This is a genomic window from Pseudomonas sp. LB3P14 (assembly GCF_054898045.1).
On the sequence record NZ_CM142714.1, the window covers coordinates 3,964,958 to 3,989,381 of the forward strand.

24 protein-coding genes are annotated in these 24,424 nt (G+C 56.9%); 14 read left to right on the plus strand and 10 right to left on the minus strand.

The window, feature by feature from the left end; all coding sequences use genetic code 11:
- Positions 1 to 84 precede the first annotated feature (84 nt).
- The gene (locus tag ACYZT5_RS18375; protein ID WP_008155570.1) at positions 85 to 711 is read right to left on the minus strand and encodes a response regulator transcription factor; all 627 of its coding nucleotides are present in this window, start codon (positions 709 to 711) and stop codon (positions 85 to 87) included.
- Positions 712 to 1,287: 576 nt separating this feature from the next.
- On the opposite strand from ACYZT5_RS18375, the gene ACYZT5_RS18380 reads away from it, so the two are divergent.
- The gene (locus ACYZT5_RS18380) at positions 1,288 to 1,920 is read left to right on the plus strand and encodes a hypothetical protein (protein WP_462046814.1); all 633 of its coding nucleotides are present in this window, start codon (positions 1,288 to 1,290) and stop codon (positions 1,918 to 1,920) included.
- Between the two features lie 181 nt (positions 1,921 to 2,101).
- On the opposite strand, the gene ACYZT5_RS18385 is transcribed toward ACYZT5_RS18380, so the two are convergent.
- Both ACYZT5_RS18385 and ACYZT5_RS18390 read right to left on the minus strand, forming a co-directional pair.
- Positions 2,102 to 3,319: an argininosuccinate synthase gene (locus ACYZT5_RS18385; RefSeq protein WP_007898502.1), complete on the minus strand. Its 1,218-nt coding sequence runs from the start codon at positions 3,317 to 3,319 to the stop codon at positions 2,102 to 2,104.
- 129 nt (positions 3,320 to 3,448) lie between these two features.
- On the minus strand, positions 3,449 to 4,357 hold the full coding sequence (locus tag ACYZT5_RS18390) for a flagellar protein MotY (RefSeq protein ID WP_462046815.1): 909 nt from the start codon (positions 4,355 to 4,357) through the stop codon (positions 3,449 to 3,451).
- A gap of 159 nt (positions 4,358 to 4,516) precedes the next feature.
- Here ACYZT5_RS18390 and pyrC point away from each other — a divergent pair, with 159 nt between their 5' ends.
- Together pyrC and rnt are read left to right on the plus strand one after the other, a co-directional pair.
- Entirely contained in the window at positions 4,517 to 5,563 is a 1,047-nt protein-coding gene (gene pyrC / locus ACYZT5_RS18395) for a dihydroorotase (RefSeq protein ID WP_462046816.1), read from the plus strand.
- The gene (rnt, locus tag ACYZT5_RS18400; protein ID WP_123368467.1) at positions 5,560 to 6,237 is read left to right on the plus strand and encodes a ribonuclease T; all 678 of its coding nucleotides are present in this window, start codon (positions 5,560 to 5,562) and stop codon (positions 6,235 to 6,237) included. Before pyrC ends, rnt begins: the two co-directional genes overlap by 4 nt.
- A gap of 73 nt (positions 6,238 to 6,310) precedes the next feature.
- On the opposite strand, the gene ACYZT5_RS18405 is transcribed toward rnt, so the two are convergent.
- A complete protein-coding gene (locus ACYZT5_RS18405) occupies positions 6,311 to 6,913 on the minus strand; it encodes a peroxiredoxin (RefSeq protein WP_064679479.1) in 603 nt (200 codons plus the stop codon).
- A 302-nt stretch (positions 6,914 to 7,215) separates the two neighbouring features.
- Between ACYZT5_RS18405 and ACYZT5_RS18410 the strand changes: the two genes are divergently transcribed.
- Together ACYZT5_RS18410 and bfr are read left to right on the plus strand one after the other, a co-directional pair.
- Entirely contained in the window at positions 7,216 to 7,434 is a 219-nt protein-coding gene (locus ACYZT5_RS18410; RefSeq protein ID WP_008155585.1) for a bacterioferritin-associated ferredoxin, read from the plus strand.
- A gap of 198 nt (positions 7,435 to 7,632) precedes the next feature.
- A complete protein-coding gene (bfr, locus tag ACYZT5_RS18415) occupies positions 7,633 to 8,106 on the plus strand; it encodes a bacterioferritin (RefSeq protein ID WP_008155586.1) in 474 nt (157 codons plus the stop codon).
- A 176-nt stretch (positions 8,107 to 8,282) separates the two neighbouring features.
- Here the strand turns inward: bfr and grxD are convergent, their stop codons facing one another.
- From grxD to ACYZT5_RS18430, 3 genes are all read right to left on the minus strand, one after another.
- Positions 8,283 to 8,624 carry a Grx4 family monothiol glutaredoxin gene (gene grxD, locus ACYZT5_RS18420; protein ID WP_462046817.1) on the minus strand — a complete coding sequence of 114 codons (342 nt, stop codon included), beginning with the start codon at positions 8,622 to 8,624 and terminating at the stop codon, positions 8,283 to 8,285.
- A 97-nt stretch (positions 8,625 to 8,721) separates the two neighbouring features.
- Entirely contained in the window at positions 8,722 to 10,827 is a 2,106-nt protein-coding gene (locus ACYZT5_RS18425) for a molybdopterin oxidoreductase family protein (protein WP_462046818.1), read from the minus strand.
- Positions 10,828 to 10,961: 134 nt separating this feature from the next.
- Positions 10,962 to 11,240, minus strand: coding sequence for a hypothetical protein (locus ACYZT5_RS18430; protein ID WP_462046819.1), 279 nt, complete (start codon positions 11,238 to 11,240; stop codon positions 10,962 to 10,964).
- Positions 11,241 to 11,657: 417 nt separating this feature from the next.
- Here ACYZT5_RS18430 and argF point away from each other — a divergent pair, with 417 nt between their 5' ends.
- Positions 11,658 to 12,578, plus strand: coding sequence for an ornithine carbamoyltransferase (gene argF, locus ACYZT5_RS18435; RefSeq protein ID WP_462046820.1), 921 nt, complete (start codon positions 11,658 to 11,660; stop codon positions 12,576 to 12,578).
- Positions 12,575 to 13,684 (plus strand): ABC transporter ATP-binding protein, encoded by a 1,110-nt coding sequence (locus ACYZT5_RS18440; RefSeq protein ID WP_462046821.1) that lies wholly within the window; start codon positions 12,575 to 12,577, stop codon positions 13,682 to 13,684. The genes argF and ACYZT5_RS18440 overlap by 4 nt, the downstream gene beginning before the upstream one ends.
- A 108-nt stretch (positions 13,685 to 13,792) precedes the next feature.
- Here the strand turns inward: ACYZT5_RS18440 and ACYZT5_RS18445 are convergent, their stop codons facing one another.
- Positions 13,793 to 14,575 (minus strand): PhzF family phenazine biosynthesis protein, encoded by a 783-nt coding sequence (locus tag ACYZT5_RS18445; protein WP_462046822.1) that lies wholly within the window; start codon positions 14,573 to 14,575, stop codon positions 13,793 to 13,795.
- Positions 14,576 to 14,681: 106 nt separating this feature from the next.
- Positions 14,682 to 15,152: a Cys-tRNA(Pro) deacylase gene (gene ybaK, locus ACYZT5_RS18450; protein WP_007971306.1), complete on the minus strand. Its 471-nt coding sequence runs from the start codon at positions 15,150 to 15,152 to the stop codon at positions 14,682 to 14,684.
- A gap of 368 nt (positions 15,153 to 15,520) precedes the next feature.
- On the opposite strand from ybaK, the gene ACYZT5_RS18455 reads away from it, so the two are divergent.
- The 4 genes from ACYZT5_RS18455 to glpD all read left to right on the plus strand — a co-directional run bounded on the left by ACYZT5_RS18455 (position 15,521) and on the right by glpD (position 20,643).
- Positions 15,521 to 16,372, plus strand: a complete 852-nt coding sequence (locus ACYZT5_RS18455; protein ID WP_462052272.1) for an MIP/aquaporin family protein — start codon at positions 15,521 to 15,523, stop codon at positions 16,370 to 16,372.
- A 76-nt stretch (positions 16,373 to 16,448) separates the two neighbouring features.
- Positions 16,449 to 17,954, plus strand: coding sequence for a glycerol kinase GlpK (gene glpK / locus ACYZT5_RS18460; RefSeq protein ID WP_462046823.1), 1,506 nt, complete (start codon positions 16,449 to 16,451; stop codon positions 17,952 to 17,954).
- A gap of 95 nt (positions 17,955 to 18,049) precedes the next feature.
- Positions 18,050 to 18,805 (plus strand): DeoR/GlpR family transcriptional regulator, encoded by a 756-nt coding sequence (locus tag ACYZT5_RS18465; protein WP_007916700.1) that lies wholly within the window; start codon positions 18,050 to 18,052, stop codon positions 18,803 to 18,805.
- 299 nt (positions 18,806 to 19,104) lie between these two features.
- On the plus strand, positions 19,105 to 20,643 hold the full coding sequence (gene glpD / locus ACYZT5_RS18470) for a glycerol-3-phosphate dehydrogenase (RefSeq protein ID WP_462046824.1): 1,539 nt from the start codon (positions 19,105 to 19,107) through the stop codon (positions 20,641 to 20,643).
- 62 nt (positions 20,644 to 20,705) lie between these two features.
- Here the strand turns inward: glpD and ACYZT5_RS18475 are convergent, their stop codons facing one another.
- Complete coding sequence (locus ACYZT5_RS18475; protein ID WP_462052273.1) at positions 20,706 to 21,593, minus strand: LysR family transcriptional regulator; 888 nt, start codon at positions 21,591 to 21,593, stop codon at positions 20,706 to 20,708.
- 105 nt (positions 21,594 to 21,698) lie between these two features.
- Here ACYZT5_RS18475 and ACYZT5_RS18480 point away from each other — a divergent pair, with 105 nt between their 5' ends.
- From ACYZT5_RS18480 to ACYZT5_RS18490, 3 genes are read left to right on the plus strand one after another with little or no spacing between them, the layout of a single operon-like run.
- The gene (locus tag ACYZT5_RS18480) at positions 21,699 to 23,066 is read left to right on the plus strand and encodes an MFS transporter (protein ID WP_462046825.1); all 1,368 of its coding nucleotides are present in this window, start codon (positions 21,699 to 21,701) and stop codon (positions 23,064 to 23,066) included.
- The gene (locus ACYZT5_RS18485; RefSeq protein ID WP_462046826.1) at positions 23,047 to 23,457 is read left to right on the plus strand and encodes a DUF4440 domain-containing protein; all 411 of its coding nucleotides are present in this window, start codon (positions 23,047 to 23,049) and stop codon (positions 23,455 to 23,457) included. The genes ACYZT5_RS18480 and ACYZT5_RS18485 overlap by 20 nt, the downstream gene beginning before the upstream one ends.
- 7 nt (positions 23,458 to 23,464) lie before the next feature.
- A complete protein-coding gene (locus tag ACYZT5_RS18490; RefSeq protein ID WP_462046827.1) occupies positions 23,465 to 24,412 on the plus strand; it encodes a flavin reductase family protein in 948 nt (315 codons plus the stop codon).
- Positions 24,413 to 24,424 lie beyond the last annotated feature (12 nt).

The window sequence follows — 24,424 nt, forward strand, 5'->3', positions numbered from 1 at the left end:
AAAAGCCTCCCGAAACGGAGGCTTTTTACTAAGTGCCAACCCCTGATACCCCCGCTCATTGCGCCTCGTCAAACGTTGAGGCAGTCACACCAAACCATTGCGTTGAGCCAATTCGATCAGGTCGACCAGGGAGCGAGCATTGAGTTTCAACAACAGGCGGGTCTTGTAAGTACTGACAGTCTTATTGCTGAGGAACATTCCGTCGGCGATCTCCTTGTTGGTCTTGCCTCGGGCCAACTGTTGCAAGACCATCATTTCCCGTCCCGACAGACGATCCACCATATCGGCTTCACTGGCGTTCCCCAAACTGGAACGTACGGTATGCAAGGCTTGATTGGGAAAGTAACTGTAGCCTGACAATACTGCCTTTATTGCACTGAGTAATTCGGTGAGATCCTGTTGTTTGCAGACATACCCGGCGGCACCCGATTGCATGCAACGCATGGAAAAATGCCCAGGTGCCTGAGAAGTCAGTATCAGTACTTTCATGGGCATTGCTGTCGATGTTAAACGCGCGATGACTTCCAGCCCATCAAGTTTCGGTATTCCAATATCCAGGATGACAATATCCGGCATATGCTCACGGGCAAGTTGCAACGCATCCACGCCGTTATCTGTCTCTGCAATGACTTCGTAGCCATGACGCTCCATTAGCATTCGTACCGCAAGACGAATGACAGGGTGATCATCCACGATCAGCACTTTATTCATGGGCAAGTCCAATTTTCGCTGTTCGAATTTTTAGAGCCCGCACAATAGCCTAGTCGTTTCACCCATGGCATGCCGCCCCCCTCGGCCACCTGCACCGAGAGACATTCCCTACAGACATTAGAGATTTGTCTTACAAAATATCCAAAAATACCGGGGATTAACAACTTTATAGACCTGAAGGTATTTATATATTCCGCGGCTTTTTTGTTTCTATTTACAACCAGAAAGCCAAACAACAGGGTCCGTCGCAAGCGATCCAACGAACACAGACTATTGAGCTACGCTTAAAAGTAACGGATGTTATCATCCTGAAAACCCATACCACAAACACTGCACATCAAGGATTAAGAAAAAATCACACCAGGCAACACTTCAACAGCAAATTCAATCCAACACAACCTTAAACATCAAAAACAGACATACCCGACCCGCACTCATTGCCGTTACTATTCCCATTGAAAATCCAATCTTTAAAGGAGCACTACACAAACAAAAACACCAATCACTTAGTTATTAAAATCAAAACCAAAAACATTAACCAATCGAGAAAAGACAATACTTCCATGAGCAGAAAACATGAACAAACCCAAGAAAAAAATCATCAACCCCATGACAGTGATTGCCATATTTGCCGCTATTTCTGAAACATCGGCCGCCGTCTCACTGCCCTTTCTCGACAACGAGGAGCGGGAGCTCTATGTCTGGTTCCTGATCAGTTTTCCCTTTTATTTGCTTTTTCTTTTCTTCGCCACACTCAACTTCAACTACCGATCGCTGTACGCGCCCTCCGATTTTGGAAAAGGAAAGCATTTTATAAAAGTGATGGACAACGCTGACCGCGGTCAGCGACCCGATAACCTGAAGGACCCTCCCGCCCGGATCGGAATTCAGACGAGCCTCTCGGCGCTACAGCACGTGTGCCTGACCGAGCAGCTACAGAACCTGCACATCGTCGATGCGCGATGGTTAAACAAAAAAATGGAATTTGGCGCCTGGATTGAAAAAAATCTGCACCCACAGGGAAGCCCTGCGCAAGTGATCGTGTTTCTCACCTGTACCGATTCGGAGGCACTACTGAAGGAAAGCGCCATCAAGCATTCAAAACAGACAAAGAACCGCAACGGCCCAACGCTCTGCATTGCTTACAATTTGAATTCACATGGCCTGACGATTCTTGATCACTCTTTTTACCTGACATGCAGCAGGTAACGCTTGAAGAGCATTCAGAGAGAGGAAACAGAAGGAAGGTATTACAGAAGCAAAAGAACGCTGTTAAAACGATGTCCGGCAGGAAATTTCCCCTATTCAGATGTGTGGCCTTGTCACCGACAAGGCCACAACTCTATTACCGTCGTTCCACTACGGTCGTTCCACTACGGCGTCAAAAACCTCAGAAAAGCTTCCGACCTTTGTTCGCCGCAATACGCATGCGCAAGGCGTTGAGCTTGATGAAGCCCGCCGCGTCGGCCTGGTTGTAAGCACCGCCGTCTTCTTCGAAGGTCGCGATATTGGCATCGAACAACGATTCGTCGGACTTGCGACCGGTGACAATCACGTTGCCCTTGTACAGCTTCAGGCGCACAACGCCGTTCACGTGGGCCTGGGACGCGTCGATCATCTGTTGCAGCATCAGACGCTCAGGGCTCCACCAGTAACCGGTGTAGATCAGGCTGGCGTATTTAGGCATCAGCTCGTCTTTGAGGTGAGCCACTTCGCGGTCCAGGGTGATCGATTCGATCGCACGGTGAGCGCGCAGCATGATGGTGCCGCCAGGGGTTTCGTAGCAGCCACGGGACTTCATGCCCACGTAGCGGTTCTCGACGATGTCGAGACGGCCAATACCGTGTTCGCCACCGATACGGTTCAGGGTCGCCAGCACGGTGGCCGGGGTCATTTCGACGCCGTCCAGTGCGACGATGTCGCCGTTGCGGTAGGTCAGTTCCAGGTATTGCGCTTTGTCAGGAGCCTTCTCCGGGGAGACGGTCCATTTCCACATGTCTTCTTCGTGCTCGGTCCAGGTGTCTTCCAGCACGCCGCCTTCATAGGAGATGTGCAGCAAGTTGGCATCCATCGAGTACGGGGATTTCTTCTTGCCGTGACGCTCGATCGGGATGTTGTGCTTTTCAGCATAATCCATCAGCTTTTCACGGGAGAGCAGGTCCCATTCGCGCCACGGAGCAATCACTTTCACGCCTGGCTTCAAGGCGTACGCGCCCAGTTCGAAACGAACCTGGTCGTTGCCCTTGCCGGTGGCGCCGTGGGAAATGGCGTCTGCGCCGGTTTCGTTGGCGATTTCGATCAGGCGCTTGGCGATCAACGGACGAGCGATGGAAGTACCCAGCAGGTACTCGCCTTCGTAAACGGTGTTGGCGCGGAACATCGGGAAAACGAAATCGCGCACGAACTCTTCGCGCAAGTCGTCGATGTAGATCTCTTTCACGCCCATGGCCTGTGCCTTGGCGCGTGCAGGTTCGACCTCTTCGCCCTGACCCAGGTCAGCGGTGAAGGTCACGACTTCACAGTTATAAGTATCCTGCAGCCACTTGAGGATCACCGAAGTGTCCAGGCCGCCGGAATACGCCAGAACGACCTTGTTTACGTCCGCCATGCCATCACTCCACGGGGTTCTACGGAAAGCCGTCAAGTCTACCGCTCATGCAGGATAATTTACAGAGGCGCGACAGCTTATGACGACGAAGCGACAGATTATGTCGAGTGGGCGACGATTACAGCGGGTTCAGGAGGTCGACGCGGCGCTTGCCGATGCAGTGGCCTGAGAGGCTGGCTTTTCGGTGGGCGCAACCCGCGCGAGGTGCACATTGACCCGACGGTTCTTCGCCCGGTTGGCGGAATTGGTATTGGGCGCCAGCGGATAACGCTCGCCGTGGAAGCGCAGGGTGATCTGCGATTCCTGAATACCGTTGGCCTTGAAGAAGTCCATGACCGCCAGGGCCCGGCGGCGCGACAGGTCACGGTTGGTCAGGCGGTTGCCGCTGTTGTCGGAGTGGCCATCGAGTTCGATGTGGTTGACCGTCGGATCGGCCTTCATGAAATCCAGCATCACCTGCAACTGCGCCTTGGCCCGCGGGTCAAGATCGATGCCTTCGCCGGGGAAGCCAATCTCGGACTGTTTGACCTGCTCGAAATTCTTCGGCAGCAGTTTTGCCACGCAGCCCTGGTAGTCGTTGAAGGCCTTGCTGAACTTGACCGGCAACAGACGCACTTCCGACATCCGGCCATCGCCTGAGTAATGTCGAACAACCGGACTGCGGCCATCCATCAGGCCACTGATCAAACGCCCGGCCTGAACTTGCGAACTATTGAACAGCACATTACCGCTGCCAATTTGCACAGAACCAAGGTTAATGTCGCCACGCCCCGGCTGCCAAGGGGCAGCCGCCGCCAGCAAGGTCGCCGAACCGCCGCCGATCATCGAGTTGTAGGCCTTCAGACGAAACGTCGCTTGCTCGCCGGCGCGGCGCACGAACTCACCGGAACCAAAATCGGTGATCGGCTGAGTCAGGCGGCACTCGAACTTGTCTCCTTCGACTGTCCACTCGATGCTCTCCAGACGGGTCTGGAAAGTGAGCGCCATCGCAGGAAGGCTGGCAAAGACGCTGAGCAAGGCTAAATAACGCTGGCGCACGGGAGGCTCCACTGGCTTCTACAACAAAAAGACCGACACACACTTGTTTACGGCATACCTGTTGGATATCGGAAGCTTCCTGCAAAACTTGATAGCGAGTGCCTGAGAGAGTCTTTTCCGGTAGCATTCCCCTCAGTTTGACCCGCCTGGAATCCCCTCATGTCCGACCGCCTGACCCTGCTGCGTCCCGACGACTGGCACATACATCTTCGCGATGGTGCCGTGTTGACCAATACCGTTGCGGATGTCGCGCGCACCTTTGGTCGCGCCATCATCATGCCCAACCTGGTACCTCCGGTGCGTAACACCGCGGAAGCCGACGGCTATCGCCAGCGGATTCTCGCTGCACGCCCGGCCGGCAGTCGCTTCGAACCGTTGATGGTGCTCTACCTGACCGACCGCACACAGCCCGAAGAAATTCGCGAGGCCAAGGCCAGCGGCTTCATTCACGCCGCCAAGCTGTACCCGGCTGGCGCGACCACCAACTCGGACTCCGGTGTCACCAGCATCGACAAGATTTTCCCTGCACTTGAGGCCATGGCCGAAGTCGGGATGCCTTTGCTGGTTCACGGTGAAGTCACCCGTGGCGATGTCGACGTTTTCGATCGCGAAAAATTCTTCATCGATGAGCACATGCGCCGTGTGGTCGAGCGTTTCCCGACGCTCAAAGTGGTGTTCGAACACATCACCACCGCTGACGCCGTGCAGTTCGTCAACGAGGCTTCGGCCAATGTTGGCGCGACCATCACCGCGCATCACCTGCTGTACAACCGCAACCACATGCTGGTGGGCGGGATTCGGCCGCACTTCTATTGCCTGCCGATCCTCAAGCGCAACACCCATCAGGAAGCCCTGCTCGACGCCGCCACCAGCGGCAGCGACAAGTTCTTCCTCGGCACCGACTCGGCGCCCCATGCCCAGCACGCCAAAGAAGCCGCTTGCGGCTGTGCCGGTTGCTACACCGCTTATGCAGCGATCGAGATGTATGCCGAAGCCTTCGAACAACGCAACGCGCTGGACAAGCTCGAAGCCTTTGCCAGCGTGAACGGCCCGCGTTTCTATGGCCTGCCGGTGAACACCGATCGCATCACCCTGGTCCGCGATGAGTGGACCGCCCCAACCAGCCTGCCATTTGGCGAGCTGACCGTAATCCCGCTGCGCGCCGGTGAAAAACTGCGCTGGCGCCTGCTGGAGGAACACGCGTGAGTGAAGACCATTTCGACGACGAACAGGACGGTCAAGGCGGCGGAGGTGGTTCACGCCACCCGATGGCTGAACGCTTTCGTGGGTACCTGCCAGTCGTTGTCGACGTTGAAACCGGTGGTTTCAACTCTGCCACTGACGCCTTGCTGGAAATTGCCGCCACCACCATCGGCATGGACGAAAAAGGGTTTGTGTACGCCGATCACACCTACTTTTTTCGGGTAGAGCCTTTTGAAGGCGCGAACATCGAAGCGGCCGCCCTGGAGTTCACCGGGATCAAACTCGATCACCCGCTGCGCATGGCAGTGAGTGAGGAAGCAGCGCTGACCGATATCTTCCGCGGCATCCGCAAGGCGCTTAAAGCCAATGGTTGCAAACGGGCGATTCTGGTCGGGCACAACAGCAGCTTCGATCTGGGCTTTCTCAACGCCGCCGTCGCGCGCCTCGACATGAAACGCAACCCGTTTCATCCATTCTCGAGCTTCGATACTGCAACCCTGGCCGGTCTGGCGTACGGCCAAACCGTACTGGCCAAGGCCTGCCAGGCAGCCGATATCGACTTCGACGGTCGTGAGGCTCACTCGGCTCGCTACGACACCGAGAAGACGGCCGAGCTGTTCTGCGGCATCGTCAATCGCTGGAAACAAATGGGCGGCTGGGAAGACTACAACGACTGATCCGTCGTGGGGTTTATCTCGCCCATAAAAAAACCGGCCTCAACGGCCGGTTTTTTTATGCCTCAAACGTGCCTTACAGCGCAGCAGCGTTCTCGGTCAGGTAAGCCGCGACGCCTTCGGTCGAAGCGGTCATGCCTTTGTCGCCTTTTTTCCAGTTGGCAGGGCAAACTTCGCCGTGCTCTTCGTGGAATTGCAGAGCGTCGACCAGACGGATCAGCTCTTCAATGTTACGGCCCAGCGGCAGGTCGTTGATGATCTGCGAACGGACAACGCCTTTGTCGTCGATCAGGAATGCGCCACGGAAAGCCACGCCGCCTTCGGACTCAACGTCGTAGGCCTTGGCGATTTCGTGCTTCAGGTCGGCAGCCATGGTGTAACGAACTTCGCCGATACCACCATTGTTGACCGGGGTGTTGCGCCAGGCGTTGTGGGTGAAGTGCGAGTCGATCGAAACGGCGATCACTTCAACGTTGCGTGCCTTGAAGTCAGACATGCGGTTGTCCAGAGCGATCAGCTCGGACGGGCAAACGAAGGTGAAGTCCAGTGGGTAGAAGAACACCAGGCCGTATTTGCCTTTGATGGCCGACGACAAGGTGAAGCTGTCTACGATTTCGCCATTACCGAGTACGGCCGGTACGGTGAAGTCAGGGGCTTGTTTGCCTACGAGTACGCTCATTGGATATCTCCTGGTGTAAAAACGTGAAGAACTGGGTTCGTATCAGCCTGCCACCTTCAGGCGACAGCCCTGTGACACGAACCCGCTTCATAAGGACCGGCCATCATACACTGCGTTTTTGACCTGTCCTTAACGGTTTTTTTGCCAAGGGAAATGCTGTCGACAGGTTTTCCTTGTCATCGACGCTGAGGGGAAACCGTTCGTCAGCCCTGACCAAAGCTTTCTGAAACCACTTTGACAATCATTCTCGTTAACATTAAGATCCATCGCAATTGAGTCACAACCAGCGACGGTTTTCACTTATGTATGTCTGCCTCTGCACTGGCGTCACCGACGGTCAAATCCGCGAAGCAATCTATGAAGGTTGCTGCAGCTATAAAGAAGTCCGTCAGGCCACCGGCGTAGCCAGCCAATGCGGCAAATGTGCCTGCCTTGCCAAGGAAGTGGTCCGCGAAACCCTGACCAAACTGCAATCGGCCCAGGCCGCGATTCCCTATCCTGTAGAATTTACAGCTGCGTAAATACCCTATTCCAAAGAACCGGACTTGATGTCCGGTTTTTTTATATCTGAAAATCAATCGCTTACGCTCTAGACGCGGAACACAAACATTCTTATTCCGATTAATTTTCATTTAAGTTTCAATAACTTAGGTTTGACACTCTTAATTACGCGGCTCAAACTCTGCCTTATAGACAGCTACTTAGGGCAGGACCCCATCATGAAAGGCGACGTTACAGTCATCCAGCATCTCAACAAAATCCTTGCCAATGAACTGGTCGCGATCAATCAATACTTCCTGCATGCACGCATGTACGAAGATTGGGGCCTGAACAAGCTCGGCAAGCACGAGTACCACGAATCCATCGACGAGATGAAGCACGCTGACAAGCTGATCAAGCGCATCCTGTTCCTTGAAGGCCTGCCGAACGTCCAGGACCTGGGCAAGCTGCAGATCGGCGAACACACCCAGGAAATGCTTGAGTGCGACCTGCGTATCGAACGCACCGGTCACGCGGATCTCAAAGTGGCTATCGCTCATTGCGAAACCGTTGGCGACTTTGGCAGCCGTGAACTGCTTGAAGATATTCTGGAATCCGAAGAAGAACATATCGACTGGCTGGAAACCCAACTGGGCCTGATCGATAAAGTCGGTCTTGAGAACTATCTGCAATCGCAGATGGGCGAAGAGTAGGGCTGTCGAGTGAAACGAGGCTGCGATCTTGGCGATGGCAGCGGCGACATCGCAATAACTTATAAGTGCAATAAAAAGCCCCGCCTTCTTTCGAGAGGCGGGGCTTTTTAGTTGCTGGAGATCAAAAGATCGCAGCCTCGTTTCACTCGACAGCTCCTACAGGGGAGCCAATCGTCTTAGGCTTCGGTCTTGGCAGCAGCAGCGGCTTCAACAGCCGCTTTGATCGTGGCCTGCAACGAACCATCAGCAGACATTTCAGTCATGATGTCGCTACCGCCGACCAGCTCACCACCCACCCACAGTTGCGGGAAGGTTGGCCAGTTGGCGTACTTTGGCAGGTTGGCGCGGATTTCCGGGTTCTGCAGGATGTCCACGTAAGCAAACTTTTCGCCACACGCCATCACGGCCTGCGCGGCTTTCGCGGAGAAGCCACACTGTGGGGCATTCGGCGAGCCTTTCATGTAAAGCAGAATGGTGTTGTTAGCAATCTGCTCTTTAATCGTTTCGATGATATCCATGGAGCACCTCGGCTGAACTTTCCGACTCAGTGGTCGGCACGGTGGCGCATTGTAACGGAAACCCGAGCACCCTGCTCGGTCTCCCCGACAGACTTGATCAAGCCGCCGCCACGGTCACTGGCACACCGTTCAACGCCGCATTGCCCGACAACTCATCGAGTTGACACTCGTCGGTCAAGTCATTGGCGCTGGAGCCCGGCTGGCCACTGGCAATTGTCATCTGCACACCCGGCCGTGCATGTCCCCAACCGTGAGGAAGGCTGACCACGCCTTTCATCATATCCAGACTGCCGAGCACTTCAACTTCGATCACACCGACCCGCGAACTGACCCGCACTCGCTGCCCGTCATTGAGCCCACGACTGGCCAGGTCATCCGGGTGCATCAGCAATTGATGGCGCGGCTTGCCCTTCACCAAGCGGTGATAGTTGTGCATCCAAGAGTTGTTGCTGCGCACATGACGGCGGCCAATCATCAGCAACTCATCGGCCGCTGGTGCTTGCAAGGCTGCAAAGCGCGCCAGGTCGGCAAGGATCGCCGGCGGCGCAGCCTGGACGCGCTGGTTGGCGGTTTTCAGGCGTGGCGCCAGGTTAGATTTCAGCGCCCCGAGATCGACACCATGAGGATGATCGAACAAGGTCGCCAGCGACAATTTCTGTTCCGAAGCATCGCCATACAACCCCATCCGTAAGCCACGGTCGATCATCTGCGCTGGCGGGATCGTCGGTTTCAGCTCCTTGCCGGTCTTCGTAGCAAAGGCCTTGGCCAGCCCCACGAAGATCTCCCAGTCATGCAACGCACCTTCGGGCTTGGCCAGGATCGCGCGGTTGAACCGAGTGACATTACGCACCGCAAACATATTAAAAGTCGTGTCGTAATGATCGTTTTCCAGGGCCGATGTGGACGGCAGAATAAGGTCGGCATAGCGCGTGGTTTCATTGATGTACAGGTCGATGCTGACCATGAACTCCAAACCGTCCAGTGCGTGTTCGAGTTGCCGGCCATTGGGCGTCGAGAGCACCGGATTACCCGCCACGGTGATCAGCGCGCGGACCTGCCCTTCCCCTTCGGTAAGCATCTCTTCGGCCAGCGCCGACACCGGCAGTTCTCCACCATATTCAGGACGCCCGGACACCCGGCTCTGCCACAGATTGAAATGCCCGCCTGAAGTGGACGCCACCAAGTCCACCGCAGGTTCGGTGCACAACGCACCACCCACACGATCGAGATTACCGGTGACCAGGTTGATCAGCTGCACAACCCAATGACACAAGGTACCGAACGCCTGGGTCGAGACACCCATGCGGCCGTAACAGACCGCCGTCGGCGCTGCCGCAAAGTCCCGCGCCAGTTGGCGGATCTGTTCGGCGGGCACTGCACACAGCGGGCTCATGGCCTCGGCGGTGAAACTTGCGACCGCCTCCCGTACCTCATCCAGACCCTCCACCGGCAAATGACTGTCGCGGGTCAGGCCTTCAGCAAACAAGGTGTTGAGCAACCCGAACAACAACGCGGCATCGCCACCCGGGCGCACGAACAGATGTTGGTCGGCAATCGCCGCCGTTTCGCTGCGGCGCGGATCAACCACCACCACTTTGCCGCCGCGCGCCTGAATGGCCTTCAAGCGCTTCTCCACATCCGGCACGGTCATGATGCTGCCGTTGGAGGCCAGCGGATTGCCGCCGAGGATCAGCATGAAATCAGTGTGATCGATGTCCGGGATCGGCAACAGCAAACCGTGGCCGTACATCAAATGGCTGGTCAGGTGATGGGGCAATTGGTCAACCGAAGTCGCAGAAAACCGGTTGCGGGTTTTCAACAGGCCGAGAAAGTAATTGCTGTGGGTCATCAGCCCGTAGTTGTGCACGCTGGGGTTGCCTTGATAGACCGCCACCGCATTCTGCCCGTGACGCTCCTGAATCGCCGCCAGACGTTCGGCTACAACGCTGAAGGCATCTTCCCACTCGATGGGTTGCCATTCGCTGCCGACCCGCAGCATCGGCTGACGCAAACGATCCGGATCGTTCTGAATATCTTGCAGGGCAACAGCCTTGGGACAGATGTGTCCGCGGCTGAATGTATCCTGAGGGTCACCCTTGATCGAAGTGATCTGCACAGCGCCTTCGACCTCGGTGGTTTCGATGGTCAGGCCACAGATGGCTTCACACAAGTGGCACGCACGGTGATGGAGAGTCTTGGTCATGGCCAGTCTCTGTCTTGATCTGGGCGGGCAATATCGGCCGCGGGAACAAAACTATGGCGCCTGACCCACTGCTGCGCCAGCGACGTTCGTCTTGTGAATCGGCGACCATCAGGCCAGCCGATGACCGCTGGGGATCAATTCGGCGGCGCCTGCAACTGGATCTCCTGAATGGTTTCGATCTGCTCATGAGCGATATGGACACCCGTGAGTTCGCCGATCAGTCGCCAGTGCTCATCGAGCCCGGCACTGATGGTTGCCATGCGGTCAATCATCCGCCGGCCGGCGGCCTTGGTCACTTCGTCTTCACTGCGCATCAACTCGAAGGACATCGAGGTCATGGAAGCGGTGAGATGGGTCAGTGAGCGGGCTGTAAGGCCGAGTAATTCCATTAACTGTTGTTCTTTCGATTCCATTTCGAAGGCTTCCTGCATCGTTCGTGGATTAGTTATAACCCGCCACTTTGCATAAGCAAATGTTTCAGACCAGACACATCCATCGATCCTGAACACAAATGTGTCAAAACGCAGGTCAGAAACCGACCGCTGCTAAGCCGTTCCCACCCCGTTTGATTGCAAATCCCCGTGACCCCGGTGTACAAATGACGGGCTGCTGTCAGGAAACAGGCTTCAAAAGCGCTACTGCGGTCATCCCGTAGCCCCTCTGAAATCCCCTAAAAACCGTAGCCCTATTGGTAAGACGCGACATTTAATTATAAGATCGCGCCTTCCCCTATTTCGTCGCCCCGTGCGGCTTACGCCGCAGGTCTCGCCCGTTTTTCAGTTAAACAAGGCTTTGAGTATCTGCGGTCTGTTGCAAAAAGGTAGTCAATGATGAGCGCAAGGCACTTTCTCTCCCTGATGGATTGCACGCCCGAAGAGCTGGTCAGCGTGATCCGTCGAGGCGTTGAGCTCAAAGACCTGCGTAACCGCGGCGTACTGTTCGAGCCTCTGAAAAACCGCGTGCTCGGGATGATTTTCGAGAAATCGTCGACCCGCACTCGTATTTCGTTCGAAGCCGGCATGATCCAGCTCGGTGGCCAGGCGATCTTTCTGTCGTCGCGCGACACCCAGCTGGGCCGTGGCGAGCCGATCTGCGACTCCGCGATCGTGATGTCGAGCATGCTCGACGCCGTGATGATCCGTACCTTTGCCCACAGCACCCTGACCGAATTCGCGGCCAACTCCCGCGTGCCTGTCATCAACGGCCTGTCCGATGACCTGCACCCGTGCCAGTTGCTGGCCGATATGCAGACGTTCCTCGAACACCGTGGCTCGATCCAGGGCAAAACCGTGGCCTGGATCGGCGACGGCAACAACATGTGCAATAGCTATATAGAAGCGGCGATGCAGTTCGACTTCCAGTTGCGCATCGCTTGCCCGGAAGGCTTTGAACCCAACCCTGAGTTCGTGGCCAAGGCGGGTGATCGGGTCACCATCGTCCGCGATCCGAAGGATGCCGTACGCGGCGCCCACCTGGTCAGCACCGACGTCTGGACCTCCATGGGCCAGGAAGAAGAAACCGCCAAACGCCTGAAGCTGTTTGCACCGTTCCAGGTCAACCGCGCCCTGCTCGACCTGGCCGCTCCGAACGTGCTGTTCATGCACTGCCTGCCGGCCCACCGTGGCGAGGAAATCAGTGTCGACTTGCTCGATGACAAGCGCTCCGTTGCTTGGGATCAAGCCGAAAACCGTCTTCACGCACAAAAGGCCCTGCTCGAGTTTCTCGTCCCGCCTTCGTACCACCACGCATGAGCCATCCATTACTGCTTAACCTGCGCAACCTCGCCTGCGGCTACCAAGACCAGCGGGTCGTGCAGAACCTCAACCTGCATTTGAATGCCGGCGACATCGGTTGCCTGCTGGGCTCTTCAGGTTGCGGCAAAACCACCACCTTGCGGGCCATTGCCGGCTTCGAACCGGTGCACGAAGGTGAAATCCAGTTGGCGGGCGAGACGATCTCCCGCGCCGGTTTCACCCTCGCGCCGGAGAAACGCCGGATCGGCATGGTGTTCCAGGACTACGCACTGTTTCCGCATTTGAGCGTGGCCGAGAACATCGCCTTCGGGATCCGTAAACATCCGCAGAAGGATCGCGTCACCGAAGAGTTGCTGGAGCTGGTCAATCTGAAAAACCTCGGCAAGCGCTTCCCGCACGAGCTATCCGGTGGTCAACAGCAGCGCGTCGCACTGGCCCGCGCCTTGGCACCGGAACCGCAACTGCTGCTGCTCGACGAACCCTTCTCCAACCTTGATGGCGAGTTGCGACGCAAGCTCAGCCATGAGGTGCGCGACATCCTCAAGGCACGTGGCACCAGCGCGATTCTGGTGACCCATGACCAGGAAGAAGCCTTCGCGGTGAGCGATCATGTGGGGGTTTTCAAGGAAGGTCGTCTGGAACAGTGGGACACGCCCTACAACCTGTATCACGAACCGCGGACGCCGTTTGTGGCCAGTTTCATCGGCCAGGGTTATTTCATTCGCGGTCAGCTGAGCAGCCCCGAGTCGGTGCAAACCGAATTGGGTGAGTTACGCGGTAATCGTGCCTACACCTGGCCGGTTGGCGGTGCGGTGGATGTGTTGCTGCGTCCGGACGATATCGTTTATGCACCGGACAACGGTTTGAAAGCGCGGATCGTCGGCAAGTCTTTCCAGGGTGCATCGACCTTGTATCGCTTGCAGATGCCGACCGGTGCGCAGCTAGAGTCGATATTTCCGAGTCATGCTGATCATCAGGTGGGTTCAGAGGTTGGCATTCGTGTCGCGGCTGAACACTTGGTGTTGTTTCAGGCATCGGGCAGTACGGCGGCGCAGATTCCGGTCGTCGAGTCTGGCGTCCGCCGTTACAGCACCACTAACTGACACCCGAATCCGTAGGAGCGAGGCTTGCCCGCGAAGGCATCAGGCCTGCCAATGAAGATGTCGACTGACACGACGCCTTCGCGGGCAAGCCTCGCTCCTACAGAGAAATCATCCGAGTAATAATTTTCCGCTCGCAACGAGCGTCGCATTCCCGCCAATTTTCACCCGATCCCCTTCCAGTCGACAGAACAACTCCCCGCCCCGCGCCGAACACTGATAAGCCGTCAGGCTCGACTTGCCCAAGCGTTTCGACCAGTACGGAATCAGGCTGCAATGGGTGGAGCCGGTCACCGGGTCTTCATTGATGCCGATCGCCGGGGCGAAGTAGCGGGACACAAAATCATGCTTGCTGCCCCTGGCCGTGACAATTGCCCCCGGCCACGGCAGTTTCGCCAGCGCCGCCATGTCCGGCTGACATTCGAGCACCGCCTGCTCGGACTCCAGCACCACGAACAACTCGTTCGACCCCAGCACATCAACCGCTTCCACACCCAGCGCGCGCTCGACATCCAGGGTCACGCCCACTTCCGACGGTACGATGGCCGGGAAGTCCAGCCACAAGCGCTCACCCTCACGGCTCACACTGAGCGGGCCGGAGTTGCAGACGAAGTCCAGTCGTTCGACCGGCTCTTTATAGATTTCAAACAGAACGTAAGCGCTGGCCAGCGTCGCATGACCGCACAACGGCACTTCGGTGGCCGGGGTAAACCAGCGGATGCGCCAGCCTTGCCCTTCGCGCACCACGAAGGCGCTTTCGGCGAGGTTGTGCTCGGCGGCGATCTTCTGCATCAACTCATCGGCAAGCCAGGCATCGAGGCGATAGACCATCGCCGGGTTGCCACTGAACGGCCGATCACTGAACGCATCAACCTGGTGAAATTCAAGCTGCATAACCATCTCCCTATGTCAGGTCACCGAGCATGCAGCTACCCACTACGCGGCACCAGTGACAGAGCCAGCTAATTTGCACCATACAGCGCCCGGCCGATAGCCCTCGTCAGGCGCGGCCGATATCAGCGAACTTCGCCTGGGTATGTTCGGCCAGCACCGCGGGGGCCAATTCGACTTCCAGCCCACGTCGCCCCGCGCTGACAAAAATGCTGGCGAAAGGCTGAGCTGAATTATCAATGAAGGTGCGCAAGCGCTTTTTCTGTCCCAGCGGACTGATCCCACCCAAGAGGTAACCGGTGGATCGTTGCGCAGCGGCAGGATCGGCCATTTCGACTTTTTTCACGCCCGCAGCATGAGCCAGGCCCTTCAAGTCCAGACTTCCGACGACCGGCACCACAGCTACCAGCAATTCACCTTTCTCACTGGCTGCCAGCAAGGTCTTGAATACCTGAGCCGGGTCCAATCCCAGTTTCTCCGCGGCCTCCAGCCCATAGGACGCTGCCTTCGGATCATGTTCGTAACTGTGCACGCGATGTTCGGCACGAACTTTTTTCAACAAATCCAATGCGGGGGTCATGGCAGCTCCAAGCTTGGCGAAAGAAGAAAAATCTGCGCTGAATTCTAGGTCATTGATCAATAAAAGGCTCTATTACGGCGCTATTTCAAAGGCTTGGCCACGCCTTCTGCCGTTCGTCCACGTTCAGCCTGACGCGTGAACGATGTGGACATTCATGTGACTAATAGTTCGATTGTGACTGACGGTTCACTTTCGACCTTTGACAGCAGCGTTTCTTGTCTATATTTTTTCGAATCTGAATACTGTACGAATGTCTTACCGCAGCACCTAGCAGCAGGCCGAGAACAGGATGGGGATTGTGCCTCGGTGAAAATCGCGCTTTGACCCTGATGAAAAAGCGCCATACAACAACAAAAACGAGGTTTTCAATGACAACTGCTTTACAACAACCGTCGCTCTCCAGCCAATGCATGGCCGAATTCCTCGGTACTGCGCTGCTGATCTTTTTTGGTACGGGTTGTGTTGCCGCGCTCAAGGTCGCGGGCGCCAGCTTCGGCCTTTGGGAAATCAGCATCATCTGGGGCATCGGCGTGAGCATGGCGATCTACCTGACCGCCGGCGTTTCCGGGGCTCACCTCAATCCCGCCGTCAGCATTGCCCTGAGCATTTTCGCTGACTTCGAAAAGCGCAAACTGCCTTTCTATATTCTCGCCCAGGTAGCGGGAGCCTTCTGTGGAGCGTTGTTGGTTTACACGCTCTACAGCAATTTATTCTTCGATTACGAACAAACCCACCATATGGTTCGTGGCACTCAAGCCAGCCTCGAATTGGCGTCGGTGTTCTCCACCTTCCCCAACCCGGTCTTGTCCACGGCACAAGCCTTCCTGGTTGAAGTGATCATCACCGCCATCCTGATGGGCGTGATCATGTCCCTGACCGATGACAACAATGGCTTGCCAAAGGGTCCGCTCGCTCCGCTGCTGATCGGCCTGCTGATTGCCGTGATTGGCAGTTCGATGGGGCCGCTGACCGGTTTTGCGATGAACCCGGCGCGCGACTTCGGTCCTAAACTGATGACTTTCTTCGCTGGCTGGGGTGAAATTTCCTTCACCGGCGGGCGCGATATCCCGTATTTCCTGATTCCGATTTTTGCACCGATTGTCGGTGCCTGCCTCGGTGCTGCAGCGTATCGCGGGCTGATTGCCCGTCATCTGCCCAGCGCCATACCTGCTACAAAGGATGCAGCACCGGCCATTGACGGCAAACCAAGAACTTCTTGATACCGTTGGCGCGTGATCCTGCCCATCAAGAGCGCGCGCCGGACCTCACTCCCTTTTTTCGTCCAAGGCAATCGACATGACCGACACTCAGAATAAGAACTACATCATTGCCCTCGATCAGGGTACGACCAGCTCCCGCGCGATCATTTTCGACCGCGACGCGAACGTGGTCTGCACCGCCCAGCGCGAATTCGCACAGCATTACCCGCAAGCCGGCTGGGTTGAACATGACCCGATGGAAATTTTCGCCACCCAAAGCGCCGTGATGGTCGAGGCCCTGGCTCAAGCCGGCCTGCATCACGACCAGGTCGCCGCCATCGGCATCACCAACCAGCGCGAAACTACGGTGGTCTGGGACAAGACCACCGGCCGCCCGATCTACAACGCGATCGTCTGGCAGTGCCGCCGCAGCACCGAGATCTGCCAGCAGCTCAAGCGCGATGGCCACGAGCAATACATCAGCGACACCACTGGCCTGGTCACCGACCCGTACTTCTCCGGCACCAAGCTCAAGTGGATCCTCGACAACGTCGAAGGCAGCCGCGAGCGCGCACGCAAGGGAGAGCTACTGTTCGGCACCATCGACAGCTGGCTGATCTGGAAATTTACCGGCGGCAAGGTACACGTCACCGACTACACCAACGCCTCGCGCACCATGCTCTTCAACATCCATACGCTTGAGTGGGACGCGAAGATGCTGGAGGTGCTGGATATTCCGCGCGAGATGCTGCCGCAAGTGAAGTCGTCGTCCGAAATCTACGGCCACACCAAAAGCGGCATTGCCATCGGCGGTATCGCCGGTGACCAGCAGGCTGCCCTGTTCGGCCAAATGTGCGTCGAGCCAGGCCAGGCGAAAAACACCTACGGCACTGGTTGCTTCCTGCTGATGAACACCGGCGACAAAGCTGTGAAGTCCAAGCACGGCATGCTGACCACCATTGCTTGCGGCCCGCGCGGCGAAGTGGCTTACGCACTGGAAGGTGCAGTGTTCAACGGCGGTTCCACTGTTCAGTGGCTGCGTGACGAACTGAAGATCATCAACGACGCCCACGACACCGAATACTTCGCTAATAAGGTCAAGGACAGCAACGGCGTGTACCTCGTGCCAGCCTTTACCGGTCTGGGCGCTCCGTACTGGGACCCGTATGCCCGTGGTGCATTATTCGGCCTGACTCGCGGCGTACGTGTGGATCACATTATTCGTGCAGCTCTGGAGTCGATTGCCTACCAGACCCGCGACGTTCTCGACGCCATGCAACAGGACTCCGGCGAACGCTTGAAATCCCTGCGCGTGGACGGCGGTGCGGTGGCGAACAACTTCCTGATGCAGTTCCAGGCCGACATCCTCGGCACTCAGGTGGAGCGTCCGCAAATGCGCGAAACCACTGCACTGGGCGCCGCCTATCTGGCCGGTCTGGCGTGTGGCTTCTGGGGCAGCCTGGATGAGTTGCGCGGTAAGGCGGTGATCGAGCGCGAATTCGAACCGAACCTGGACGAAACCGCCAAGGAAAAACTCTACGCTGGCTGGAAAAAAGCCGTCAGCCGCACCCGCGATTGGGAACCACACGAAGGCGCTGAATAAGCCAAGCCCGGTACACGAATAGGGTTGTAACTGGTCGGGAGCAGATTCCTGCGGCATCATGGGCAAATTTTGCACGGCAGCCCAAAGGAAGCCCCATGAATCTGCCTCCCCGTCAGCAGCAAATCCTCGAACTGGTCCGCGAACGCGGCTATGTCAGCATCGAGGAAATGGCTACGCTGTTCGTCGTTACACCGCAAACCATCCGCCGCGATATCAATCAGCTCGCGGAAGCTAATTTGTTGCGTCGCTACCATGGCGGCGCCGCTTACGATTCCAGCGTCGAAAACACCGCCTACGCCATGCGTGCCGACCAGATGCGCGATGAAAAACAGCGTATCGGCGAAGCCATTGCCGCGCAGATCCCCGATCACGCCTCGCTGTTCATCAATATCGGTACCACCACCGAATCGATTGCCCGGGCGTTGCTCAATCACAATCACCTGAAAATCATCACCAACAACCTCCACGTGGCCTCGATGCTCAGCGCCAAGGACGACTTCGACGTTCTGCTGACCGGTGGCAATGTGCGGCGTGATGGTGGTGTGGTCGGTCAGGCCAGTGTCGACTTCATTAACCAGTTCAAGGTTGATTTCGCCCTGGTTGGCATCAGCGGTATCGATGAAGACGGCAGCCTGCTGGACTTCGACTATCAGGAAGTTCGGGTATCCCAAGCGATCATCGCCAATGCCCGACAGGTAATCCTCGCGGCTGACTCCAGCAAATTCGGGCGCAACGCCATGATTCGCCTGGGGCCTATCAGCCTGATTGATTGCCTGGTCACCGATCAGCAGCCTGTGCCGGCGTTGGCGCAGTTGTTGAGTCAGCACAAGATTCGGCTCGAAGTCGTTTAACCCCCTCCGTAAGACCGTTCCCACGTCAAGGCGTCGAACCGTCCGCGTGGGAATGCCGCCTGGGACGCTCCGCGTCCCGCCTCAAGCACTGACGCAGAGCGTCTATTGATGCATTCCCACGCAGAGCGTGGGAACGATCTGCGCGCGAATGTTCGTAAATTTTCCTTTAACCGCCCTTCGATCAGTATTTTCAATCAAAGTTGACTGGCCGTGCGCGACTTTATGGGCTACCATTTTCGTAAATGAACATTAATGTTCGAATTCCAATACCGAAAACCATAAAAGCCCGAGGCCAGCCGATGCCCACTTCTACCTTGCCTACGCCCCCTCTCGCTGAGGTCTACGATATCGCCGTCATCGGTGGTGGGATCAATGGCGTGGGGATTGCAGCGGATGCCGCTGGTCGCGGTCTTTCGGTGTTTCTTTGCGAAAAGGATGACCTGGCCAGCCACACCTCGTCGGCCAGCAGCAAGCTGATCCACGGTGGCCTGCGCTACCTCGAACATTACGAATTCCGCCTGGTGCGTGAAGCCCTGGCCGAACGCGAAGTGCTGCTGGCCAAGGCCCCGCACATCGTCAAGCAGATGCGCTTCGTGCTGCCGCACCGCCCACACCTGCGTCCGGCCTGGATGATCCGCGCCGGCCTGTTCCTTTATGACCACCTCGGCAAGCGGGAAAAACTCGAAGGTTCGAAAAGCTTGAAGTTCGGCCCGGACAGCCCGTTGAAAAGCGAAATCACCAAAGGCTTCGAATACTCCGATTGCTGGGTCGACGATGCTCGTCTTGTGGTACTGAACGCCATGGCCGCCCGAGAAAAAGGCGCCCACGTTCACACCCAGACCCGTTGCGTCAACGCTCGTCGAACCAAGGGATTCTGGCACCTGCACCTGGAACGCGCCGATGGCAGTCTGTTTTCGATCCGTGCCAAGGCACTGGTAAACGCCGCTGGCCCATGGGTCGCCAAGTTCATTCGGGATGACCTGAAGATGGAATCGCCGTACGGCATCCGTCTGATCCAGGGCAGCCACCTGATCGTGCCGAAACTGTACGAAGGTGAACATGCGCACATTCTGCAAAACGAAGATCAGCGCATCGTGTTCACCATTCCGTACCTGAACCACTTCACCCTGATCGGCACCACCGACCGCGAGTACACCGGCGATCCGGCTGCAGTGGCGATTACCGAAGGTGAAACCGATTACCTGTTGAAAGTGGTCAACTCCCATTTCAAGAAACGCATCAGCCGCGACGACATTCTGCACAGCTATTCCGGCGTTCGCCCGCTGTGCAACGACGAATCCGACAATCCTTCGGCCGTCACCCGCGACTACACCCTGGCGTTGTCGGGCACTGGCGAAGAAGCACCGCTGCTGTCGGTGTTCGGCGGCAAGCTGACCACCTACCGCAAACTGGCCGAGTCGGCGCTGGCGCAACTGGCTCCGTACTTCAAAGACATCAAGCCAAGCTGGACCGCCAGCGCTACCCTGCCGGGCGGCGAAGACATGACCACCCCGCAGGCGCTGAGCTCGCTGATCCGCGACAAGTTCGACTGGGTCCCGACCGAAATCTCCCGCCGCTGGGCCACCACCTACGGCAGCCGTACCTGGCGCATGATGGAAGGCGTGCAAAACCTCAGCGACCTGGGCGAACACCTCGGTGGCGGTCTCTACACCCGCGAAGTCGATTACCTGTGCAGCGAAGAGTGGGCGACCACGGCGCATGACATTCTGTGGCGTCGCAGCAAGCTGGGCTTGTTCACCACTCCGGCCGAACAGCAGAAACTGGCGGACTACCTGAGCAAGGTCGAGCAGAACCGCAGCAAGATCGAAGCGGCCTGATCGCCAATCCGCTTAAACGAAAGCCCCTGAATCTCACGAGTCAGGGGCTTTTTTTTAGGTGCTCATTGCGCCAGATGCAGCAACAGGAAATCAATGAACGCCCTCGATTTGTGAGGCAAATGCGGGCTGTTGGGGAACACCACGTTGACGGACTGCGAGGGCAGCGAATAGTCGGGCAACAGGCGGATCAGTCGCTTGCTGGCGATGTCGTCCTTGACCACCCAGGCGGGCAGCACCGAGACGCCTAGCGACGACAACGTCATGGAGCGGATGGCCGTGGAGGAATTGGATTCAAACTGATTGATCCCGTTGATCTCTACAGTCCCCAATTGCGGATGGCGCAACGTCCACTGGGTCGGTGCTTGCAGGTTGCTGTTGGCGATCCACGGCACCGAACTCAGGTCCTGAGGATTCTGCACCGGGTGACGTGCAAGAAACGTCTCGGTAGCCACCAGGACAATTTCATAATCCGCCAGTTTACGACTCTTGAAAGCCGAGTCTGCCAAGTTGCCTAAACGGATAACCAGGTCTAACTTTTCCGCCACCAGATCATTGAGTGACGAGTTAAAGTTATAACAGAGTTTTATCTCCGGATAGCGTTCTACAAATTGCGGTATCAACGGCAGAATATACGCCTCACCGTATTCGCTGGTGGAACTGAAGCGCAACTTTCCGGAAACGCGATTATGACCTTTTAATACATTATCAAAAGCATTATCGATGTTCGCAACAATACCTTTGAACTCCTCATAAAAATCCTGACCTATTTCGGTGAGGGAGATATTTCGGGTATTTCGAATCAACAACGTCGCTGACAGCACGTCCTCCAGCGCCTTGACATGCAGACTGGCCATGGCTTTGCTGATGCTCAGGTAATTGGCGGCCTTGGTGTAAGAACCAAAATCGACCACGGCCAGAAATGTCTGGACCCGATTAAGATGAGTGTGCATAGCAAGATGGCTCACTGTTAAATCCCGTCAAACATTGTTTCAAGGATAGTCGTATCGACAGTTCAAGTCCACCGCCCCTATGCTTTGCGGCAAAGGGGAAACAACATGACCTATCGCTACAAAGTTGCGCTGATATTTCTGATCGGCTTTTTTATAGACTGCATTAACATCTTTATGTCGGCGGTCGCATTACCGAGTATATCGGCGGCGTTGCACGTGAGTACTTCAGACGTTGCCTGGGTGGCTAACGCTTATATTCTGGGGCTGACACTGATCATCCCGGTCAGCACCTGGCTGGCCGGTCGTTTTGGTAGCCGGGAAATCCTCACCGCCTCGATGATAGTGTTCACAGCTTCCGTGTGGATGTGTGGGCTGGCCAACAGTTTCAACGAGCTGGTGATCTGGCGCTTCGTCCAGGGGATTGGCGGCGGCCTGTTGATTCCAGTCGGCCAGGCGCTGACGTTCAACCTGTTCAAGGGTGAGCAGCGGGCGAAAATATCCACGTTGGTCATGGCCGTTGCCCTGATAGCGCCCGCCATTTCACCGACCATCGGCGGCATCATCGTCGACAGCAGCTCCTGGCGCTGGGTGTTCTACAGCAACATCCCGTTCTCGCTGATCGCGGCATTGCTGTCCTGGTTCTGGATCAACGAAGCGCGGCCAACGAATTTGTCCCGGCCCGACATCAAGGGCTTGCTGCTGGTCAGCGCGGCACTCGGCAGCCTGCTGATGGGTATGTCGTTGTATGGCGGCGACGCTCCGGCGTGGGTGGCCGCCCTCTTCGTCATGGCCGGCGTCACGTTTGTCGTGCTGTACGGGCGGCACTACCGCACGTGCAAAAACCCGATCATTGAGCTGAGCCTGCTCAAAAGCAAAAAACTCAGCACCTCCATCTTTATCTATTACGCGATTCCCGGTGTGTTCACGGGGGTCAACTTGATGAGCATCTTCTTCCTGCAAAACACCCTGCACTTCAGCGCCCGACTGACAGGGATGTTCATGATTCTGTACGCCATCGGCGCGTTCATCGCGATGCTGATCTGTGGCCGGGTCTATAACCGGATGGGCGCGAAGCGGCTGTTTGCCCTCGGCATGCTCTTGCACAGCGCCGGCATCGCCACCCTGTTACTGGTGAACGATCCCTCAGACCTTCTGGTGATTGTCATCGCCTACTGCCTGATGGGAATCGGCGGCGGCATCGGAGCCAACACAGCACAAACCACGTCATTGATGGACTTTGAGGGCAGTGATACCCACAAGGCCAGTGTCATCTGGAACATCAACCGACAGATGTCATTCAGCATCGGCGCCGCGCTCTTCCTGATGGTTTTCAACCTGCTCTTGAAGCATTTCGATACCACCCAGGCCTACCACGTGACCTTCGCCATCGCGGCGCTGGTGGGCCTGTTCCCACTCTTTCAACTGAGTCAGTTGAACACTCAAAAGGACTGTCATGCACAACAAAATAGTTGAACAGGCGCACCTCAGCATTCATCACGTGCACGAGCTGATCCACACCCTGTTCACCGACGCAAACGGTCAGGGGCAGGCCGCGCTCGAGCCGCTCATGTCGGCGTTCGCCGAGCACTTCACCATGGTCACCACCTCGGCCGCCATCGTCAGCCGGGCGATGGTCGAACAGATGTTCAAGGGTGCAGTCGGCGCCAAGCCGGGCCTGGAAATCGTCATCAGCGACCTGCAGACGGTCTGGCAGGAAGGCCACAGCGTGGCGATCCGCTACACGGAAACCCATCGCCTCGACCAGCGCGAAAGCTCACGAATTTCGGTGGCGATCATTGGCCTGCATCACCACAACGCCCAATGGATCTACCTGCATGAAACGCCGCTAAGCCAGGAAAGCTGATTTTCGTATGAACTACACAATCACTGATTGCCGAATGCTCTCGGCCTCTATCAAAGCAATCACCGTCAGCCCGCAAACACCGGGGTGTGCAGCACTGGAAGCGGGCGCGCATTTCAAATGGTTCATCCCCGATCTGAATGAATGGCGGCACTACTCGGCGGTACAGCTAGCGGACCGCACTACGCCGCAAGGCCGCGTCGTCTTTGCCATCCGACTCACTACCGACTCGGTCAGCAGTCGCTACATTCGTTCGCTGGCCGTCAGCGACACGGTGCAGCTCGATGGCCCGTTCAATACATTCACCTACCCGATCATTGAAGGCGTCGGCAGGGACATTGCGATTGCCGGCGGCATCGGCATTACGCCGCTGACCGGGATCCTTCACCACCTGACGTCATTGAATCGAAGCGCCCACCTGCACTATTTCGCCAGAAGCGACGACGACGCGGCCTATGCCTTGCCAATGCAGGCACTGCTGCAGGATCGCTTGCACTTGCACCTCTCCAGTCAGCCCGACGGCCGCCGGTCTGTCAGCCAAGTGCTGGCGGATCTGGCACCACAGGACCGGCTCTACGTCTGCGGTCCTCAGTCGATGCTCAACGACGTGTTTTGCCATGCCGAGGCCAATGGCCTGGCGCGCGAACGCATTCATTTTGAAATCTTCAATGTGGTCCGGGAAGACGAGGCGTCGGCCTTCGTGATTGACGCCGTCGAGTCGGGTATCAGCGTCAACGTCAATCAGGATCAAACCTTGCTGGAGGCGCTGGAGGCTGCCGGCCTGGACCCGCTCTACGACTGCCGACGCGGCGAGTGCGGCGTCTGCGCGCTGGAGGTCCTTGAGGGCGAAGTCGACCATCGCGATTTCATCATGAGCGAAAAAGAAGCGGCCTGTAGCGCAAGGATTTATCCCTGCGTCTCGCGGGCTAAAAGCCAACGCCTGAAGCTGGCGATCTAACGAGGAAAACCG